The 17,616-nt window shown below is 62.1% G+C and carries 23 protein-coding genes; 1 reads left to right on the top strand and 22 read right to left on the bottom strand.

The genetic code is table 11. The annotated features are described in order from the left end of the window. Window positions 1–9: 9 nt before the first annotated feature. From VJ673_RS10970 to gcvA, 4 genes are all read right to left on the bottom strand, one after another. Complete coding sequence (locus VJ673_RS10970; RefSeq protein WP_324126138.1) at window positions 10–1,143, bottom strand: saccharopine dehydrogenase family protein; 1,134 nt, start codon at window positions 1,141–1,143, stop codon at window positions 10–12. Window positions 1,144–1,163: 20 nt separating this feature from the next. Further along, complete coding sequence (locus tag VJ673_RS10965; protein ID WP_324126137.1) at window positions 1,164–2,450, bottom strand: acyl-CoA dehydrogenase family protein; 1,287 nt, start codon at window positions 2,448–2,450, stop codon at window positions 1,164–1,166. A 25-nt stretch (window positions 2,451–2,475) separates the two neighbouring features. Beyond that, a complete protein-coding gene (locus VJ673_RS10960; RefSeq protein ID WP_324126136.1) occupies window positions 2,476–3,228 on the bottom strand; it encodes a hypothetical protein in 753 nt (250 codons plus the stop codon). A gap of 405 nt (window positions 3,229–3,633) precedes the next feature. Further along, window positions 3,634–4,536, bottom strand: coding sequence for a transcriptional regulator GcvA (gene gcvA / locus VJ673_RS10955; protein ID WP_324126135.1), 903 nt, complete (start codon window positions 4,534–4,536; stop codon window positions 3,634–3,636). Between the two features lie 102 nt (window positions 4,537–4,638). Between gcvA and VJ673_RS10950 the strand changes: the two genes are divergently transcribed. Beyond that, window positions 4,639–5,514, top strand: coding sequence for a DMT family transporter (locus tag VJ673_RS10950; RefSeq protein WP_324126134.1), 876 nt, complete (start codon window positions 4,639–4,641; stop codon window positions 5,512–5,514). Between the two features lie 133 nt (window positions 5,515–5,647). Here VJ673_RS10950 and VJ673_RS10945 read toward each other — a convergent pair whose 3' ends face one another. The 18 genes from VJ673_RS10945 to VJ673_RS10860 all read right to left on the bottom strand — a co-directional run bounded on the left by VJ673_RS10945 (window position 5,648) and on the right by VJ673_RS10860 (window position 17,591). Then, entirely contained in the window at window positions 5,648–6,496 is an 849-nt protein-coding gene (locus tag VJ673_RS10945) for a F0F1 ATP synthase subunit gamma (RefSeq protein WP_324126133.1), read from the bottom strand. Beyond that, a complete protein-coding gene (locus tag VJ673_RS10940) occupies window positions 6,480–7,982 on the bottom strand; it encodes a F0F1 ATP synthase subunit alpha (protein WP_324126132.1) in 1,503 nt (500 codons plus the stop codon). Before VJ673_RS10940 ends, VJ673_RS10945 begins: the two co-directional genes overlap by 17 nt. Next, window positions 7,969–8,721: a F0F1 ATP synthase subunit delta gene (locus VJ673_RS10935; protein WP_324126131.1), complete on the bottom strand. Its 753-nt coding sequence runs from the start codon at window positions 8,719–8,721 to the stop codon at window positions 7,969–7,971. Before VJ673_RS10935 ends, VJ673_RS10940 begins: the two co-directional genes overlap by 14 nt. An 8-nt stretch (window positions 8,722–8,729) precedes the next feature. After that, a complete protein-coding gene (gene atpE, locus VJ673_RS10930) occupies window positions 8,730–8,996 on the bottom strand; it encodes an ATP synthase F0 subunit C (RefSeq protein ID WP_324126130.1) in 267 nt (88 codons plus the stop codon). Continuing rightward, window positions 8,993–9,691 carry a F0F1 ATP synthase subunit A gene (locus VJ673_RS10925; RefSeq protein ID WP_324126129.1) on the bottom strand — a complete coding sequence of 233 codons (699 nt, stop codon included), beginning with the start codon at window positions 9,689–9,691 and terminating at the stop codon, window positions 8,993–8,995. Before VJ673_RS10925 ends, atpE begins: the two co-directional genes overlap by 4 nt. After that, entirely contained in the window at window positions 9,691–9,963 is a 273-nt protein-coding gene (locus VJ673_RS10920) for an AtpZ/AtpI family protein (protein ID WP_324126128.1), read from the bottom strand. The genes VJ673_RS10925 and VJ673_RS10920 overlap by 1 nt, the downstream gene beginning before the upstream one ends. Then, window positions 9,960–10,364 (bottom strand): F0F1 ATP synthase subunit delta/epsilon, encoded by a 405-nt coding sequence (locus VJ673_RS10915; RefSeq protein ID WP_324126127.1) that lies wholly within the window; start codon window positions 10,362–10,364, stop codon window positions 9,960–9,962. Before VJ673_RS10915 ends, VJ673_RS10920 begins: the two co-directional genes overlap by 4 nt. Beyond that, window positions 10,361–11,797: a F0F1 ATP synthase subunit beta gene (atpD, locus tag VJ673_RS10910; RefSeq protein WP_324126126.1), complete on the bottom strand. Its 1,437-nt coding sequence runs from the start codon at window positions 11,795–11,797 to the stop codon at window positions 10,361–10,363. The genes VJ673_RS10915 and atpD overlap by 4 nt, the downstream gene beginning before the upstream one ends. Before the next feature lie 186 nt (window positions 11,798–11,983). After that, window positions 11,984–12,379, bottom strand: coding sequence for a hypothetical protein (locus VJ673_RS10905; protein WP_324126125.1), 396 nt, complete (start codon window positions 12,377–12,379; stop codon window positions 11,984–11,986). A gap of 42 nt (window positions 12,380–12,421) precedes the next feature. Next, a complete protein-coding gene (locus VJ673_RS10900) occupies window positions 12,422–12,763 on the bottom strand; it encodes a TraR/DksA C4-type zinc finger protein (protein ID WP_324126124.1) in 342 nt (113 codons plus the stop codon). Window positions 12,764–12,830: 67 nt separating this feature from the next. Then, complete coding sequence (locus VJ673_RS10895) at window positions 12,831–13,790, bottom strand: cation diffusion facilitator family transporter (RefSeq protein ID WP_324126123.1); 960 nt, start codon at window positions 13,788–13,790, stop codon at window positions 12,831–12,833. Then, complete coding sequence (locus VJ673_RS10890) at window positions 13,787–14,533, bottom strand: sulfite exporter TauE/SafE family protein (protein WP_324126122.1); 747 nt, start codon at window positions 14,531–14,533, stop codon at window positions 13,787–13,789. The genes VJ673_RS10895 and VJ673_RS10890 overlap by 4 nt, the downstream gene beginning before the upstream one ends. After that, window positions 14,530–14,694, bottom strand: a complete 165-nt coding sequence (locus VJ673_RS10885; protein ID WP_324126121.1) for a DUF2789 family protein — start codon at window positions 14,692–14,694, stop codon at window positions 14,530–14,532. Before VJ673_RS10885 ends, VJ673_RS10890 begins: the two co-directional genes overlap by 4 nt. Then, the gene (locus tag VJ673_RS10880) at window positions 14,615–14,995 is read right to left on the bottom strand and encodes a thiolase family protein (RefSeq protein WP_324126120.1); all 381 of its coding nucleotides are present in this window, start codon (window positions 14,993–14,995) and stop codon (window positions 14,615–14,617) included. The genes VJ673_RS10885 and VJ673_RS10880 overlap by 80 nt, the downstream gene beginning before the upstream one ends. Window positions 14,996–15,173: 178 nt before the next feature. Beyond that, complete coding sequence (locus tag VJ673_RS10875; protein ID WP_324126119.1) at window positions 15,174–15,731, bottom strand: sigma-70 family RNA polymerase sigma factor; 558 nt, start codon at window positions 15,729–15,731, stop codon at window positions 15,174–15,176. Window position 15,732: 1 nt separating this feature from the next. Further along, window positions 15,733–16,143, bottom strand: coding sequence for an OsmC family protein (locus VJ673_RS10870; protein WP_324126118.1), 411 nt, complete (start codon window positions 16,141–16,143; stop codon window positions 15,733–15,735). Window positions 16,144–16,175: 32 nt separating this feature from the next. Continuing rightward, window positions 16,176–17,228 (bottom strand): ACR3 family arsenite efflux transporter, encoded by a 1,053-nt coding sequence (arsB, locus tag VJ673_RS10865; protein ID WP_324126117.1) that lies wholly within the window; start codon window positions 17,226–17,228, stop codon window positions 16,176–16,178. A gap of 114 nt (window positions 17,229–17,342) precedes the next feature. Then, complete coding sequence (locus VJ673_RS10860) at window positions 17,343–17,591, bottom strand: cyd operon YbgE family protein (protein WP_324126116.1); 249 nt, start codon at window positions 17,589–17,591, stop codon at window positions 17,343–17,345. Window positions 17,592–17,616 lie beyond the last annotated feature (25 nt).

Below are 17,616 nucleotides of genomic sequence, written 5' to 3'. Positions count from 1 at the left end.
GTCCGCCCCTCAAAGCGCAACGACGCTGGCGCTGGCCAGCCCGCGCTGCTCCAGGAAACCCAGGAGATAGCGGTGACCGAAGGCCTTGCACGCCGAGGCGAATCCGACTTTCGCGGTCTCGCCGTCGAGGAGCTTCATCACGGCGGCCGTCTGCAGGGCGCCGGTCGAGATGTAGGGCGTGACACCGCGTACCGTTGCGCGCACTGCCGCGAGCTGGCCGCGCCCGATGGCCGTATCGACCGTGCGTGTCAGAGTCGTGCGCTCGCGCGGCGGCATGGAGGGCGTCGTCGAGTCGACGAGCCCCTTGACCACCTGGTCTTGCTCCTCCTTCGACAGATTCTTGTATTCGCTCTCCCACTTCTGGCCCACCGCATGCACGAACTTCATCACCTCGTTGTCGTAGAAACCGACACTGGAGATGCAGCTGTTCACGCGCGAATCGTTCTGGAAGAAGATTGGCAGCGACGTGCCGCCCCAGGGAATCGTGAACACGGGTTGCAGGAGCTCCGGCGTGGCGACGGTGTATGAGGCGTTGGCCGCATGCGGCACCAGCTTCTTCTCCCAGAGGTAGCAGGCCTCATGACGGAAGATCTCGAAGATCGAGGCCGTCGAACCCACCGTGACCCCTGACCCGGCGCCGCGCGGTCCGCGACAAAGCGTGGCGGTCTCCAGGGCATCGACCCCCGGTGTCTCCAAAGCCAGTTCGGCGGCGATCTCGGAGAACGTGTACATGTAGGACGTGGATGGCGCGAGCAGCAGGCCTGCTTGGCGGAATAGCTCACCGAAGCGCTCGCGGGCCGCGCGGATATAACTCTGTTCACCCGTGGTGTCGAGGTAATGGCAGCCCGCCCGGAGCGCGGCCTCGATGCCCGTCAAACCAAAGTTGACGAAGGGGCCCACCGTATTGCAGACGACTTTTGCGCCTTTGAACGCCCGCGCCAGCGATTCGACGTCATGGGTCGCCTCGACGATCTCGTAGGTCGCCGACTCCAGGCGCACGACGCGCTGGGCCATCATCTCCTGGGTCCGTTTGGCGTTGCGCGCGACGGCCGTGAAGGGGATGTTCTGGTCGATCAGCCAGTCCATGATCAGCATGCCGGTGTAGCCACTGGCGCCATAGACGACGACGGGATATTTAGCCATTTCGAATCCTTCGGAGTTCTTCAGTTGTTCGACCAGCCATCGGCATAGAGCTGCTGCGCGAGCAGGCCCAGGCGCATGGTCAGGACATAGTTCTCGCCGTCTTCGATCAGCGCGGACCGCGCGTCGCGGAACAGCTTTTCGATCGGGTATTCGCGCGAGGTGCCAAACGCGCCGAAGAGCTGGAACGCCTCGGTCGCAACCTTCATCGCTTCCTCGGTGACCGTGACCTTGCCCGACGCCGTCGCGTACGGATGTCCGGCCGGCGAGAGCCGGGCATAAGTGAGCGAACGGCGAGCGACGGCGCGGCAGAGTTCGACCCGACGCAGCATGTCGCCCAGCCGCCAGCGAGTGAGCTGGTGATCGATCAGCAATTGGCCACCCTGCTTGCGCTCGTGACAATATTGCAGCGCCATCTCGAAGGCCGCGCGCGCCAACCCGGTCATGATCTGACCCATGTGGCAACCCGCAAAGGCCCACACCGAAGCCAAATTGCCGTAGTACTCGTCCTTGAGCGCAATCGCGAAACGCTTGGGAACGCGGACGTTGTCGAAATAGATTTCGCCCTGCGGCAGCGCGCGCTGCCCGATCTTGTCCAGCGGCTTGCCCTTCGAGACGCCGGGCAGATCGAGCGGGATGATCACCACCAGCCCGTGCGGGCGGCCGTTGGCGTCGAAGAACCCGTCGCCATAATCGGCGTTGATGTAGGCGAGCGCCACCTGGGCGACAACGCCGTTGGTCACCCAGGCCGAACATTGGCCATTGATGACAATTTCGTCCTTACCGACAACCCCGAAGACATTGCCCTTGTTTCCCTGGCCGCCCTTGACCGGCCATTCGCGCGCCATGTCGAAAATCTGGGCATCGCTGCCCCGGTCGGGCTGGGTGATCATCCAGCAGCCGATCTTGTCGCGGCAGAGGTCGACCAATTCGGAATTGCCGGCGGCCTTGGCCATTTCCAGCGGAAAGGTGACGCAGGCGAGCGAGACACCGAGGCCGGCGTCGCCCCAGCCCATTTCCTCGCCGATGATCGACTCGACCCGGATGGCCGTTTCCGGCGGCATCTGCTCCAGCAGGCTGGAGTCGAGTCCGAGTTGCGCGGCCTTGGCCAGAACCTCGTAGTAGGGAGAACCCGGGGCAATCACCTCCTCCGCGCTCATCTTGTCGAGTTCCTGGCCTGCGGGCCGCAGCACATCCTTGGCAAACCGGTGCAATGTTTCCTGGATTGCCAGCTCGGTCTCGTTGAGTGGCGCTTCGAAGCCGGTCAAGCCCACGGCCGGAAGCGTCAGTTCGGTCTTCAGGTTAATCATTCACGTTCTCCCGTTGAAGGCTTGCTTAGTGAGCCAGCGCTTGGGCGCCGACCTGATTACGCTCGACGGCCACCTGGCTACGTTTGAGGTCGATGACACACAACCGGCTAACCCACATGAGATAGAAGAAGAACGTGATCCAGACGAAATACATATTCCAAAGACCGTCATACGAGAAGATGAAGGTATGGTCGAACGGAATGAGCGACAGGGTGGCGTAGCCGACTGCAAGCACGACACCAATCAGGCCCGTGGATTTCGGGATTAGCGGATCTTTGCCTTGGTCATAGATCCCCATCAGGCCAATGGCGCCGAATTGGGCGATGGTGACCCAGTAAGTGCCATCGAACACATACCAGGTCATAACGTGAAAGAACTTCACCATGGCAGGATCCAATTGAGTGGAAAACTCAGCCAGGGCGCACCACATCATGGCGGCCATCATCCCGACCCAGCCTGTCAGGAGACCGCCGACGAGCTGAACCGTTGACAGGATTTGGCTATTCTTTTCCCGCCGCCTCATTTGCGTGGCTATCTGGGAAACAAACAACATGAAGATGCCGGCATCGAAGCTGGCGATCGTCATTCCGATCATGATGCGGGTGCTGTGTTCCTGGTAAAAATCGAAGTGCTGCTGGGCAGTCGCTGCGGGACTGATCATGAATGGCTGGATACACATGCCGAGAATTCCCCAGCCGATCACGTAACCAACGATGCAGAACATTCCACTTCTGGCCAGCCACATCTCGATCTTGTTTGTCGCGCTTTCTGAAACCATTTCGTCACCTCGATTAGGACGTGATTAACTTTTTGCTTGCCTCGACTCCGGCCCGGTATGCGAACTTTATCCCCGAGATTTAGGCGTAAGCGCCCCCCATCTCGGGTGGAAGGGGCAACGGCCGCAACGCGGCGAGTGCGTCCATGGAGGCACCTTAAGCGCTCCGGCCTTGTCGAAATTGACGGGCGGAGACACCGGTTTGACATTTGGTGATTTGTTGCGGCGCACGAAAGAAGGCCAGCACTTGCACGTGGCCAGATTGGAAGCGCGCAGAGCCGATACAAAAACCGGGACGAACCTATCGGGCGCGTAGGTTCGAGGAGATGCTTGCCGTTAGTGGCGTTGAACTTGGCGAAATCGGCCTATGACGACCGCTGCGCCTGACCTCGATGCTTGGCGGGTCTCTTACGCGACCCGGGCCTCTTCCCGCACCCAGTCGCACACTGCCGCCACCGCCGGCCGCACTTCGGCGCCGGGCAGGCGCACCAAGTGATACTGGTAAGGCCCCTTCACCGACAGCCCGTCAAACAACACCCGCAGGCGTCCGCTCGTGATCGCGTCGCCCAATATGTGTTCGCCCGCGAGTGCCACACCCTGCCCGGCGATGGCCGCTTCCAGCGTGAGATAGGTATGCGAGAAGAGGTGTCCCGCGAGGCGGCGCGGCGGCTTGACGCCCACCGCCTCGAACCACTTGGGCCAGTCCACCTCGTCGGGGAGCGCGTCGATCATCTCGTCATGGAGCAGGGGTAGGCGGAAGAGGTCGGCCGGCGTGGCGAGATTCGGGTGAGCCTCAAGAAAGCGGGGGCTGGCGACGGCGACAAAATTCTCGATCAGCAGCTCTTCGGATGCCAGTCCGGGATACGGCCCCCGTCCCAGGCGAATCGCCACATCCGCCTCGCCGTGAAACAGATCCACGTGTTTCACGGAGGCCAGCACACGCACCTCTATATCCGGATGGCGGATCGCCAGGCGTGGCAGGCGCGGCATGAGCCAGCGAGTCACCAGCGAGGGCATGGCCGTCACGGTCACCACGCGATCATCGCGGCGGACCAGCAATTGCCGGGTCGCAGCGGATAGTTGCTCGAACGTGTCGGCCACCGCTGCGGCATAGGCGGAGCCTGCCGGCGTGGGCACCACGCCGCGGGCGTGACGTTCGAAGAGCCGCATGTCCAGCCATTCTTCGAGCTGCTTCACCTGATGGGCCACTGCGTTGGGAGTCAGCGCAAGTTCGTCGGCCGCGCGGGCGAAACCGCCGGTGCGCACCGCAGCCTCGAATGCGCGCAGACAGGCGAGCGGAGGGAGCTTCATCGTGAGCCTCAATAATTTTGCGCCTCAAGCGCAAAACTATCGGTTTGCGGCAGTAAAGGCAACTCGCATAGGCTATGCAACGTAATCAGTCAGGATTCGATCATGCCGCTCTCCGGTTTTTTTCTGGTCATCAGCTCTGCCGCCGGCTTCGGCAGCATTGCACTGTTTGCCCATCTCGCCCACGCGGACGGTGTCAGCACCACCACGCTGATTTTCCTGCGCTTCGCCCTCGGTGCCGCAATTCTGGGGGCGTGGGTCTTCATTAACCGCATTCCGCTTCCGCGAGGCCGCGCCCTTGCCGGTTACAGCCTGATCGGGGGTGGCCTGTACGCGGCGGCGGCCGCTGCCTATTTCGCGGCACTTCAACACGCGAGCAGCGGTCTGGTGTCCCTGCTGCTGTACACCAACCCGATTTGCGTCGCAGTCATCTCGGCCATCGCCGGCTTCGATCGCCTCGGCCGCATCGAGATCGGCGCCCTGCTCCTGGCCGCCGTCGGACTCACCCTTACCCTGGCCGGCGACCACAGCGGCCAACCGATCGGGATCGCCCTTGGCCTGTTGGGGGGTGTCGTCTATGCGCTGTATATCGTCACCGGCAGTCGCCTGCCGGCGCAGACCTCGCCGCTCGCCGGTGCGTTCGTGGTGCTCGCCTCCGGCGCACTGGTGCACGGCAGCATCGCCGCCGTCACCGGTTTCGACTGGCCGGATACCTCCCGCGGCTGGCTCGCAGCAATTGGCATCGGAATCTTTGGTTCGGCGTTCGCCATCGGCGCCTTCCTCGCCGGATTGCGCCAGATCGGGCCCACCCGGGCGTCGGTTCTGTCTACGGTCGAGCCGCTCGTCACCGTCACGCTCGGCGCGGTCTTCCTCGGGGAACGCTGGCAGGCACAACAACTATTCGGCGGACTGGTCATCCTCCTCGCCGCCACGCTCATCGCTACCGCGAGCGGACGCCGCGCGCCCCAGCAGATCGCGTAAGGGCCTGGGCCTCCCCTGCCCGGCCCTACCCCCCTTCCCCTTCCGCAAACTGCTGCAGGCGTAGGCCTTCAGCGCGCGCTCAGGCTCCCGCCAATCCTGCGTACTACAGGGGGAGGAACGACGGCTATTAACCTCAGCACTCGTCCTCCAGCATCCCTGCCGATAGCAGGATGACCTCGATTTCCTCGGTGATGTCTTCCTGGCGTTGGGCGTTGTAGGCCTGCTGAAGTTGCTCGCTCTCCTCATCCAGTTTTTTCAGCGCCCGATCCATGTGGGCATGCCGCTGGCGGCTCTCGGCCATCAGGGAACTGTAGAGCACTTCGTTCAACGCGGCGTAGAGGTAATGGCCGGTCAGAGCGGTCAGTAGATCTTCGGCCGGCAAGTTGATTTCCGGCGGATACGGGCGCGCAACGGGGGCTGGCAGGTCGCGCAGGGGCAGCAAATGACGCAGGCGGATGTCGCCGGTGGCATCGCAATGGTAGAGGACGGACAAGCCGCAACCGGCCATCTCACCGGTGGCGAGCAGGCGATTCAGTTCCCGGGTCAGGCGCAGCAGCACCGTCGGCACCTCGTCCGCAACACTGGCGCCGGGCAGTTGCAACAGCGCGAGCGAGGTGTCGCCATCGAGTCGGCTGGCCAGGCGATGGCCGAGGGTCAGAAAGTGTCCGGGGACCACTTTGTCGCGGCAATGCGCTTCCCGGTAGCGCAGCAGGGCCTCGTTGAAATCGCCGCAAAAGCCCTGTTCCGAGCCGACAAGGATGCAAATTTCCGAATTGGGTTTGGCCGCCGACAGTAGTTCCGGATGCCAGGCGAGGAAGTCAGCCGCGGCCGCTTCGATGCGGGACACCATTCTTCGTTGCGTCGGCAGAAACTCTTGCAGGACATGCGTCTCCATCAGCGCCAGACCCCGCATGGCGGACATGATGCCGGAAATTTCCGCGAGCGCGCCCAGGCGTCTCGACAATTCACGCCGCCGGCTCATGGCTACCACCGTCGAGCGCGGCACGCACCGCCTGCCGCCAGTCCTCCCGGCTGCGTTCAAGGCTCAGGGACAAAGGTTGCAGGTCGGCGAAAAGTTGGGCCAGCGTTGACGTCAGTTGATCGCTGGCCAGGCCATCGAGCCAACCCTCGTTGTAGGCCACCAGCCAGGCCATGTGCTGTTCGGGCGTCAGCGGTGCCAGTCGTTCCTGTTTCAGCAGTTCGCGCAGCAAGCGGCCGCGCCGGATCTTGGCTTCGACACTGGCCTCCAGTCGCGAACCGAAACGCGTAAAGATTTCCAGTTCCTGAAACTGCAGGTAGTCGAGTTTCATCCGCCCGGCTTCGACCTTGATCGCCGGATGCTGGGCCTTTCCGCCGATACGCGAGACGGAACGGGTAATGTCGATCGCCGGCAGAATTCCGGCCGCGAACAAGCGCGGGTCGAGATAGATCTGTCCATCGGTAATCGAAATCAAATTGGTCGGGATGTAGGCGGAAATTTCCCCCTGCTCGGTTTCGACGAGTGGCAATGCCGTCATGCTGCCGCCGCCGCTGGCACTGGCCAGACAGGTTGAACGCTCAAGCAGGCGCGAATGCAGATAGAAAATATCACCGGGATAGGCTTCACGCCCAGGCGGGCGGCGCAACAGCAAGGACAGCTCGCGGTAGGCCTTGGCGTGCGTCGTCAGGTCGTCATAGACCACCAGTACATCGCGCCCGGCAGCCATCCAACCCTCCGCCAGGGCGCAGCCGGCGAAGGGGGCAATGTATTTGAGACCCGGCATGGCCGTCGCTTCGGCGACCACCACGCAGGTGTAGTCCAGCGCTCCGGTTCGGCGTAAGGTTTCGATGGTGGCCACGACGCTTGAGCGCTTCTGGCTGATCAGCACATAGACGCAGAGGACGTTTCGCCCCCGTTGGGCAATCACCGTATCGAGGGCCAGGGCGCTTTTGCCTGTTCCCGCGTCGCCAATGATCAACTGGCGCTGCCCCTTGCCGATGGGGATCATCGTATCGACCATCTTGCTGCCGGAAACCAGCGGGCGATCGACAAAATCCCGGGCCGGGATGGGTGGCGAAGCCGGTTCCAGCGGTCGCCGCGAGGTCGCCGCTATCGGCGCACCGCCATCGAGCGGACTGCCCATCGGGTCGACCACGCGGCCGAGATAGGTATCGCCGACCCCGATATCCAGCGTTCGACCGGTCAAAAAGGCCGCCGCGCCGGCAGTCAGTTCCCGCTCGCCACTGCCCTGATTAAGCAGGATCGCGCCAATCCGTTCGGCCCCCAGGTGGAAGACCAGGCCGCGGCTGCCATCCTCGAAGCGCAGGACTTCATCCATCGCTGCCGAGGGCAAGCCGTCAATCCAGGCGATGCCATCGCCGACCGAAATGACCCGTCCCTGCTCCGCCACCCGCAGTTTCAAGTCATAAGCCTCAAGCCAGTTGGCCTGCCGCAGCAACGGCGAAGTCGCCAGCTTATCCATCGACATGATTGGCGCCCGCTGCAAAGCTCGCCAGTTCATCGGTGAAATTCAGATGCAGTTGCCAAGCCCCCAGGGAAATGCGCAGGCCCGCCAGCAGACCCGGTGTTTCGTCAAAGGCCACGGCCACCGCCCGCCCCAGGCGCTGACTCAGGGCCTCGACAATCCGGTCGCGCTGCGCCGCATCCAGTGGAAAGGCGCTGCTGACCCTGGCCGATAGTGCCGGGTCTTCGACGGCAGCCCGCAGGCCGGAAAGCTGTTGATCGGGAAGTTTTGCCCAATCCTCCAGCAACAGATCGACCATGCGCGACTCCAGCACGGGGGTTGCCAGGCGGCCGAGCAAGGTCGAGACGAATTGCTGTGCCTGAGCCAGAGCAACGCTTTCCATTTCACGCTGCATTTCTTGCCGCCGATGGGCGTCGACTGCAGCATTTCGCGCCCGCTCCTCGGCCAGATCTTTCGCCAAGGACTGCATTTGCCGCGAGCGCTCCAGCGCCATTTCGGTTTCCAGCTCGCTTCTGGCTTTGGCTCTTTCCTTGCCCCAGTCGGCTAAGCGGCCCTCGTACTGCGCCTGCAGCCCCTGCGCCCTCACTTCGGCTGCACACGCCTCGCTCAGCGTCTTCTCGATGCCGGCGCGACGCTGGGCCAGCGTTTCCAGCACCGGCTTGTAAAGAAAACGCTTGAGTATCCAGACCAGCGCCAGGAAATTGATGATTTCAAGCGCAAACGTTGTCCAGTCGATGTTCATGACCGCCCCTACTTGAGCAGGTATTCAAGCAGCGGATTGCGGAACAGGATGATGAGGACGATCACCAGAACATAGATGGCCAGCGACTCGATCATCGCCAGGCCGATGAACAGGGTCCGGGTAATCGATTTTTCCGCTTCCGGCTGCCGGGCCAGCGCTTCCAGTGCCTGGGTAATGGCTTTCCCCATGGCCATGGCCGGGAAAATGATGCCCAGGGCAATCGCCAGCCCGGCGACAACGGTTGAAATCAGAGCAAACCAGTGCATGTCGCTCATGCCGTGTTTCCTTTCTTGGTGGTATGGGTGGATGTTTGGTCGGCTTGGGATTGCATGCCGCCGGCGATGTAGATCAGTGCCAGCATGCCGAAGATATAGGCCTGCACCAGCGCCTCGATAACGTGCAGCATGAGGACTGGCACCGGGACGAGCAGCCCGGCGACGAGCAGGACGAGGAGCGCCGCCATCTCCAGGCTCATGATGTTGCCGAACAGGCGAACGGCCAGCGCCAGCGTGCGCGAGAACTCGCCGAGGATATGGAAGGGCAGCAGCACCGGGCTGGGGGCCAGGTAATGGCGCAGGTAGGCGCGCAGTCCGGCGCTGCGGATGCCGTACCAATGCACGGACAGAAAGACCGCCACGGCCAGCGCCGCCGTCGTCGACAGATCGCCGGTCGGGGCATGCAGCCCGGGCACCAGACCGATGAGGTTGGCGACGGCGACGAAGAGCCAGAGCGTACCCACGAAAGGCAGCAACAGCGTTGAAGCTTCTGGCAACACCGTTGCAATGGCCGATTCGATGGCCTGGACGACACCCTCCAGCGCGGTCTGGATCATCCCCGGTAGGTCGACGGACAGCCGACGCGTCGCCAACCAGCAGCCCACGCCGAGCACCAGCATGATGCCCCAGGTCGTGACCACCGTCCGGGTAATGCCGAACGGTCCGATGCTGAAAATGACGCTGAGCGCTTCCATCACCAGTTCTTCCGGATGAAGACATAAACATTGAAGACGCCGACCGCCAAGCCGAGGATGATCAGGTTGATCGTCCAGCGCACCGAATAGCCTGCGCTCAAGCCATCCAGCCAGCGCCCCAGATAGGCGCCGCCGATCAGGGGCACCAGGAAGAGCACCGACAAGGTGCCGAGAAAGACGCTCTGGGCCAGCAGGGAACGCCGTTCGCGCTCAGCCCCCTTGAGCCGCTCGCTATCCCGATGTACTTCACGACGCCATTTCTCGTCGTTCATCCTGGCCACCGATCGAGTTGATGCAGGCGCCGGAACAACTCCTGTTCGAGACGCTGCAGATTGTCCTTCACCGATTTGAGTTCCGCCTCCTCCGCAGCCAATTGCCCGGTCAACAACTCGGACACCCGCTGGTAATTTTCATCGCGCAGATAACGGCGGGTGTTCAGGTAAAGCTGGTCGTCGACGTACGAAACCACTGCGCCCGGGCAAGCCAGGTACTGCCACGTCCCTTCCGGCAGGCGGAAACGGGCGAGGCCGTAGTCGAGCACGGTCATGAATCGGGCCCGTCCAGGCAGAATGCCAAAACTGCCGCTGGCATCCTGGCCGACAAAACTGCTCACCCCCGTGATGCATTCGTAACGCGCTGCGCTCTGCAGATGAAGGGTGAAGGTCCGGCTCATGACGTACCGCCCTTATCGGCCAAACTGCCCTGCATGTAGCAGGCATCCTCGGGCAAGCCATCGTAGTCACCGCGCAGCAGCGCCTCGCAGTCCGTCAGCGTGGTCTCCAGGGGAACGGAAGCGCCGGCAATCCCGGTGTGATCGGCCACCACGAAGAAAGGCTGGGTCAGGTAGCGCTCCAGCCGCCGGGCCCGGTGCACGATGCGCCGGTCGGCTTCCGAGAGCGCTTCCAGGCCGAGCATGGCGATGATGTCCTCGAGGTCGCGGTAGCGCGCCAGGTGTTCCCGCACCAGCTGGGCTACCCGGTAATGACGGTCGCCCAAGACGCCGCGATCCATCGCCCGACTGCCCGACAGGAGCGGATCGACCGCCGGATAGATGCCCTTGGCCGCCTGCTTGCGGGACAGAATCACCGTCGTATCGAGGTGGGCGAGAATGGCGCCGACCGCCGGGTCGGTCATGTCGTCGGCCGGCACATAGACGGCCTCGACGGCGGTGATACTGCCGCGCCGGGTCGACAGAATGCGTTCCTGCAACTCGGCCACTTCGGAAAGCAGGGTCGGCTGATAGCCCACGGTGGCCGGCATCCGCCCGAGCAGGCCGGACAATTCGCTGCCCGCCTGGACGAAGCGGAAGGCGTTGTCCATCAGGAACAACACCTCCTTTGCGACCGTATCCCGCAAATACTCGGCATAGGTCAAGGCCGACAGACCGATGCGGAAACGGACGCCCGGCGATTCGTCCATCTGCCCGAACACCATCAGCGTCCGCGGCATCACGCCGGCATCCTGCATGTCGTGCCAGAGTTCATGCCCTTCCCGGATTCGCTCGCCAACGCCGGCAAAGACCGAAACACCCTGGTGCAGGCGGACGATGGCGTTCATGAACTCCATGATGAGCACAGTCTTGCCCACCCCAGCCCCGCCGAACAGGCCGGTTTTACCGCCGCGCACAAAGGGGCACAGCAGATCGATGACCTTGATCCCGGTAAGCAGCACGTCGCCGGCACCGGCCACTTCCGACAAAGGCACGGGGGGAGCCACAATCGGGCGCATGGCTTCGGGAACAAGCGGCGGGCCGCCATCCAGCGGCCGACCGAAAATGTCCAGCAGGCGCCCGAGGCATTTCGGGGTGACCGGAATCTGCAAGCCACCGCCGCCATCGAAAACTGGCATTTGCCGCTTCAGACCACTGGTCCGATGCAACGCAATGGCCCGCACGCGCTGCTCATCGAGGTGGCGATGCACCTCGAAGGTGAAGCGCTCTCCGTTGACACAAACATAAATCGCCCGATGCAGCGGCGGCAGGCGGGAACAGCGCACATCGACGACAGGACCCTGCACCTCCTCGATCACGCCCAAGGGCGGGCCGTCAGGTGCTGGGCAATCCGGCACCAGTTCCTGGTAGCAAGCCGATGATCCGCAGGCATTCATGGTCAGGGTGCTTTCGCTAAAGTCCCGATACGGTATTTTGCCAGCAGTTCATCAGCATAAGGAGCATGCGGACGACGTTTGGTTTGGCCAGTTCGGGCAGCGTGATGGTTCTTCCCTGGGCCAGGACATTGCCCTGTTCGACCGGTTTCCACAGGTAATCTCCCTGCATGCCAGCGTTATCGCGCTTCAGCCTGCGTCCTTGCCCTGCTCCTGCTCGGCCTCGAAGAGCATGCTCGCCAGGGCGTTCAGCCCTTCCTTCTCGGCCGCCTCGGAGATTTCCTCCAGACCGGCACCGGCATCGATCAGCCGTGCGGTTTCACAGGCCGGTGGCAGCCCTTGACGGAATTCCTTAAGACGCTCGGCGATTGCCCCGGTAACCCGTGCCGAACTGTCGAGGTGGCCGTCTTCCGCCCCTTCCTCACAGGCTTCAAACAAGGCAGCCGCCAAAGCGTGCAACCCTTCCTCAGTGGCACAGGCGGAAATTTCCTCTGCGGATGCCCCTCGGGCGATGGCGGCAGCCGTCTTGCTGTCATTGGGCAGCGTTCCCTCGAAGGACGCCAGAATCTGTTTGACCAGTTCCATTTCAGTCTCCTCTTGTGATTGGCCAGCCCCACCATAATGCGCTCAATAACCGGAGCAGGGAATGCAAACGGGCTGACCATCCTTGGTCCGCACATAGCGCTCGAACACGTACTCGCCACAGGCGCTGCACTTGGTTTTGTTGAAGGAGCCTTTCACGGGTGTGAACTTGAAGTCCGGTTTATCTTCAACCTTGAAAATGAAGTCGGCCGCTTGCTCATAGACCCACTTGAGGATCTCGTCACGCACCTCGGCAGGAATCTGCGAGGGCTCCATGCCCTGCTTGCGGAAGGCGAAGAATGGGAATTTGCCCATGGCATCGATGAATTCCGGCTTCAGCGAGTAACGCACCGCGCCTTTGGCCGGGTGATCGAAAACCGCGGCCAACGATTTCGGCTACGGCCAAAAAACATGGCCACTTTGGTGAATTCGAACATAAGGCTGGAGATTGTCGCTAACGCTCAACGGGACGCACATCAACATTTCCCGATCTCGAAACGCGGGGGGAAAACCGGATGGATTGCGGCGCGTCGCTGTGCAGTTCAGCCTGAAAGGTGACATGTTTAATCCCCTCATGCTCGGCGATCTCGGATAACCCGACCAGTATCTCGGGCCAGGCTGCGAGATCCGCAATCCGGACATGCGCAGAAAGCGCCACCTTTTCGGATGCGATCGGCCAAACATGAAGATCATGGATTTCCTTGACGCCTTGGACCTCAGCCAACTCCCGTCCCAGTTCGTCGAGATCAATGTGCGCCGGCACTCCGTCCAGCGCGCCATGCAAGGCTTCCTTCAGCAGGCGCACACTCGATGAAAGAATCAGGCCGCCAATGAGCAGCGACAACAGCGGGTCGACCGGTGTCCAGTGCGTGAAGTAGATGACGGCACCAGCAACAATCGCGGCGACCGAACCCAGCACGTCGCCCATGACATGCAGCAAGGCGCCACGAACATTGAGATTCTGCTCGCCACGGGAAAGAATCCAGGCCACCAGCAGATTTACCAGCAAACCAATGATCGCCACGACCCCGACCGTCGCGCCATCAATACTGCCCGGCGATTGAAGGCGCTGCCAGGCCTCGACGCCAATACCGAACACCACCGCCAGCATGGAGAGAGCGTTGACCAGTGCGGCCAACAGCTCAGCCTTGCCCAGACCATAGCTATGGCGCCGATTCGGGGGTAAAGAGGCCAGCCAGGCCGCCAGCGCCGACAGCCCCAGCGCAGCGCCATCGGTCACCATGTGGCCTGCATCGGCCAACAGGGCCAGCGAACCCGCTCGCCATCCGGCCAGCACTTCGACCACGGCATAGCCCAAGGTCAGGACAAGAGCGATCGCCAGCGCTCGGCCAGCGGCGCGATGGGTATGGGGGTTTTCAAGAGCATGGTCAAGCCAGACCGGTGTTGTCGTCATGACAAGAGACTCCAGGCGGTTTTGGTGGCGACGGCAACCAGGATGAGCGCAATGACGCGTTTGAGTTGCTCGGCCTTCAGTTTTTCACTGGCCAGCCAGGCACCAAGCCCAGCACCAATGGCGGTAGCGGCCGCGGTGATGGCCAACAGAGCAGGACTGATTTCAGCGACCTGGACGTGGGCCAGGAACCCGGATAGGGAAGCGAATATCACCACGAACGAAGCACTGGCCGACGCCCGTTTGGGCTCCAGGCCAGAGGCAACCAGGGCCGGCACGATGATATTGCCGCCGCCCACCCCGAGCAAACCGCCGACGAAACCGGCTACGGCACCCACCGGCGTGCCGAGCGCCAGACCGGAATGCGCCGAATGCGGCACCGGCCTCGGTTTGGGCCGGTAGAACCACATCATGCTGCTGGCGAACAACAGGAATCCGACAAAGAGCCACAGCAGAACGGAGCGATCCATTCCCTGCCCGACGCGAACGCCTATCGGCGACGCCAGCACCGCCACCACCAGCATCGGCACGACCAGTTTCCAGGCGACCAGGCCTTTGCGCACGAAGGTGAAGGAGGCAATGCTCATCCCGATGGTGTTGAGGAGCAAGGCCGTGGCCATGGCCGACTGGAGTTCCACGCCGAGGGCGAGAAACACCGGGATCAGCACAAACGCGGCGCCGACGCCGGCCATCGAAAGCACCGTCGTCAACGCCAAGGTGACTACCGCTGCAATAATGAGCGTCACGGCACGCTCCTCAATTTCGGCTCATCACAGGCCCGCAGGCGATTATCCAGCCTATCGACCAGCTCCGCCCAATCGGCATCATCAGCAATTTCCTCGCGCAGAAACTGGGTCTGCGCGGCATTCCAGAAGAGCGCGTCGGCGAGTCGAATCGCACCGGCCAACGGCACTGACAATACCCTCGGCACCCGAGCCGCAGACCCGATTGACGGTCAAGGCCGGAACCCCGACCGGTAATCCCGCCTGGATGCAGGCCTGCCGCGCCGGATTCATCTTGCTGCCAGCCTGGATCACCTGGCCCATGGCCAGGGTTTCGGCTTTTTCACGAGCCAGTCCGGAACGCTTCAGGATTTCACGGATGGCCGTCGCCCCGAGTTCGGTCGCCGGAGTCGACTTCAGGCTGCCTGCGTAAGTGCCGATGGGGGTACGGACAGGGTTGCACAGGACAACATCGATTGCACTCATGATGAGAGCCTCCACAAGGATGAATAGATCATCCGGCAAGCCGACCCAAGCCGAACCGCCGCTCAGTTGTGAAGACGACGGCTTGGCGAAGAAGATGCAGCAGAAACGGCTTTTCGATCGGGAGACGATTGCTACGATCGACCGGAATTTTTGGCAAGAAACCCGAGCCGCGCTGGCGCTATTGGTCTGGCAACTCCGTTAGCGGTGGCCGGGGAACGAGGCAACAGACATCGCCGTTGCCGTCAAAGGTGACCTGACAGGCAGTCACCAGCTGCTCGCGCAGCCGCCGCCGGTCTCGCTGGATTCTGGATTTGGCACCGGGCAAGGAAATGCCGAGCTGTTCGGCCAGGGCTTGCTGCGAATTGCCTTCGATGTCGCAGAAGGTTATCGCCGGCCGATCTTCGGCCGACAACTCAGAGAGCGCCCGCGGCAGGCATTGGCTCAACGCATCCACTGCGGGGGCTTCATCGAGCGGCACCTCTGGGATGTCGTCCGGCAGCGGCAGGTGTTCGTGCGCGTGGCGAAAACGATCGACCAGAATATTTCGGGCGACCTGGAAGAGCCATGCCCGGGGGTTTTCGATAACACAGAATTGCGACTCCTGGCCCAGCGCCCGGATGAAGACCTCCTGCAAGAGGTCGTCGGCCTCTTCGGGCGAACCGGAACGATGGCGCAAATATCCGCGCAATTCGGCTTCGTGAGCCGACCAGGCCGTGAGCAGACAGGGGACGCCCATGCTAATCGGGCAGGCCGCGGCGCAAGGTACCGGTCAGTTCGCAGCCAGCTGCCACCGTGTTGAAGACCGTCCCGTACTTCTTGAGATTCTCATGCAGCAACTCAAGCCGGCGATCGGATTCATCGCAATCAACCCAGACGGTGTATTCAATACGCGCCATCTTCGGCGGCGCCTCCTGCCGCCAGCCATGGATGCGGACCGCCACGCCCCGGAATTCAAACTTGAGAATCGGCGTGACGCGCTCGATGCCCTTCAGCATGCAGGCCGATAGTACAGCGAGCAACAATTCGGCCGGATTGAACGCATCCTCCCGGCCGTCTAGATTGGTATCGAGCGCCACCTCGGCACACTTGGTGGTCGCCACACTGCCATGAGCCGATAGCCTTTGCGCAAAAACGTCGTATTCAAGCATGGAGACTCTTCAGAAAAGTTCGCAGCGTATTATCAGGAAGCTTCGCCCCGGAAGAAGCGTTTCTGGAACCACAGCGAAAGACCGACCAGCGCGATCATGACCGGTACTTCGACCAACGGCCCGATCACGGCTGCGAAAGCGGCCCCCGAATTAATGCCATAGACGGCAATCGCCACGGCAATGGCCAACTCGAAATTGTTGCTGGCAGCGGTGAAGGACAGCGTAGTGCATTTCTTGTAGTTCGCCCCGATCCGCTTGCTCATGTAGAACGAGAACAGGAACATGACCACGAAGTAGATCAGCAGCGGAATGGCAATGCGCACCACGTCGAGAGGAATGGTCACAATCAACTGCCCCTTGAGGCTAAACATGACGACGATGGTGAACAGCAGCGCAACCAGCGTAATAGGTCCAATCTTCGACACGAAATGCGCGTGATACCACTCTTTGCTGACGTAGCGCAGCATGATGACGCGGGTCAGGATACCGGCCACACAGGGAATGCCGAGGTAGATAAAGACGCTCTTGGCAATCTGGCCGATCGAGATATCGACCACCATGCCTGAGAGCCCGAACATGGGCGGCAGCACGGTAACGAAGAACCAGGCGTAGATACTGAAAAACAGCACCTGAAAGATCGAGTTGAAGGCGACCAGGCCGGCGGCGTATTCGGTCGACCCCTTGGCGATCTCGTTCCAGACGATGACCATGGCGATGCAGCGGGCGAGGCCGATGAGGATCAGGCCGACCATGTACTCCGGCTTGTCCGGCAGAAAGATGGTGGCCAGCGCGAACATCAGGATTGGCCCGAGTATCCAGTTCTGCACCAGCGACAAACCGAGCACCTTCTTGTCCTTGAAGACGTCCGGCAGTTCCTCGTAGCGCACCTTGGCGAAGGGCGGGTACATCATCAGGATCAGGCCGAGCGCAATGGGGATGTTGGTCGTGGCGACCTGGAAGCGGTTGATGAAGGCTTCGGTACCCGGCACGAAATAGCCGAGGCCGATACCCAGCGCCATCGCTGCGAAGATCCAGACCGTCAGATAGCGGTCGAGGAAGGATAGTTTTTTGGTAACTTCGCTCATGATTTATCTCTGTCAGGTGGTCACAGGATGGCAATTGTGCGGGCGGAGACGCAGGCAAAATATGAGTACATGCTAAGGCACAAAAGTCCGGGTGCCATCCGCAACACCCTTGCTTCAGTGCCGCAGCAAGAGTGCCGCGGCGAGGGCGATGCCCGCGAGCCAGGCGGGCGCGGAAAACAGCAGGCGCCACGCTGCGGCGCGCGGAGTGAATCCCACGCCCGAAACGAATCGGGCGCTCATGGCCCAGAAAAGTAGCGCGGCGGCCCGATGATCGGCCGTCCCCTTGGCAGTAGTGAGCACTCCGGGCCACGCGGTGATGAAAAGCATGATCAGAATGGCGGCGAGCAGCGCGGGGAAATTCATGCCTGTGTGAGCCTCCTGCCTGACC

This window comes from Aromatoleum sp., assembly GCF_035254505.1.
Taxonomy (GTDB): domain Bacteria; phylum Pseudomonadota; class Gammaproteobacteria; order Burkholderiales; family Rhodocyclaceae; genus Aromatoleum.
The sequence above is the reverse complement of the archived record's forward strand: the minus strand, read 5'-3'. Positions and strand labels throughout refer to the sequence as shown.

Excerpts from the sequence above, each read along its gene's own strand:
- VJ673_RS10925 (WP_324126129.1), bottom strand. The coding sequence starts at position 9,691 with ATGGAAGCGCTCAGCGTCATTTTCAGCATCGGACCGTTCGGCATTACC.
- arsB (WP_324126117.1), bottom strand. The coding sequence starts at position 17,228 with ATGAGCGAAGTTACCAAAAAACTATCCTTCCTCGACCGCTATCTGACG.
- atpD (WP_324126126.1), bottom strand. The coding sequence starts at position 11,797 with ATGAATGCCTGCGGATCATCGGCTTGCTACCAGGAACTGGTGCCGGAT.
- VJ673_RS10945 (WP_324126133.1), bottom strand. The coding sequence starts at position 6,496 with ATGAGCCGGCGGCGTGAATTGTCGAGACGCCTGGGCGCGCTCGCGGAA.
- VJ673_RS10935 (WP_324126131.1), bottom strand. The coding sequence starts at position 8,721 with ATGAACATCGACTGGACAACGTTTGCGCTTGAAATCATCAATTTCCTG.
- VJ673_RS10970 (WP_324126138.1), bottom strand. The coding sequence starts at position 1,143 with ATGGCTAAATATCCCGTCGTCGTCTATGGCGCCAGTGGCTACACCGGC.
- VJ673_RS10870 (WP_324126118.1), bottom strand. The coding sequence starts at position 16,143 with ATGCTTGAATACGACGTTTTTGCGCAAAGGCTATCGGCTCATGGCAGT.
- VJ673_RS10920 (WP_324126128.1), bottom strand. The coding sequence starts at position 9,963 with ATGAACGACGAGAAATGGCGTCGTGAAGTACATCGGGATAGCGAGCGG.
- atpE (WP_324126130.1), bottom strand. The coding sequence starts at position 8,996 with ATGAGCGACATGCACTGGTTTGCTCTGATTTCAACCGTTGTCGCCGGG.
- VJ673_RS10915 (WP_324126127.1), bottom strand. The coding sequence starts at position 10,364 with ATGAGCCGGACCTTCACCCTTCATCTGCAGAGCGCAGCGCGTTACGAA.
- VJ673_RS10905 (WP_324126125.1), bottom strand. The coding sequence starts at position 12,379 with ATGGAACTGGTCAAACAGATTCTGGCGTCCTTCGAGGGAACGCTGCCC.
- VJ673_RS10940 (WP_324126132.1), bottom strand. The coding sequence starts at position 7,982 with ATGTCGATGGATAAGCTGGCGACTTCGCCGTTGCTGCGGCAGGCCAAC.
- VJ673_RS10960 (WP_324126136.1), bottom strand. The coding sequence starts at position 3,228 with ATGGTTTCAGAAAGCGCGACAAACAAGATCGAGATGTGGCTGGCCAGA.
- VJ673_RS10860 (WP_324126116.1), bottom strand. The coding sequence starts at position 17,591 with ATGAATTTCCCCGCGCTGCTCGCCGCCATTCTGATCATGCTTTTCATC.
- VJ673_RS10965 (WP_324126137.1), bottom strand. The coding sequence starts at position 2,450 with ATGATTAACCTGAAGACCGAACTGACGCTTCCGGCCGTGGGCTTGACC.
- VJ673_RS10875 (WP_324126119.1), bottom strand. The coding sequence starts at position 15,731 with ATGGGCGTCCCCTGTCTGCTCACGGCCTGGTCGGCTCACGAAGCCGAA.
- gcvA (WP_324126135.1), bottom strand. The coding sequence starts at position 4,536 with ATGAAGCTCCCTCCGCTCGCCTGTCTGCGCGCATTCGAGGCTGCGGTG.
- VJ673_RS10880 (WP_324126120.1), bottom strand. The coding sequence starts at position 14,995 with ATGAGTGCAATCGATGTTGTCCTGTGCAACCCTGTCCGTACCCCCATC.
- VJ673_RS10950 (WP_324126134.1), top strand. The coding sequence starts at position 4,639 with ATGCCGCTCTCCGGTTTTTTTCTGGTCATCAGCTCTGCCGCCGGCTTC.
- VJ673_RS10895 (WP_324126123.1), bottom strand. The coding sequence starts at position 13,790 with ATGACGACAACACCGGTCTGGCTTGACCATGCTCTTGAAAACCCCCAT.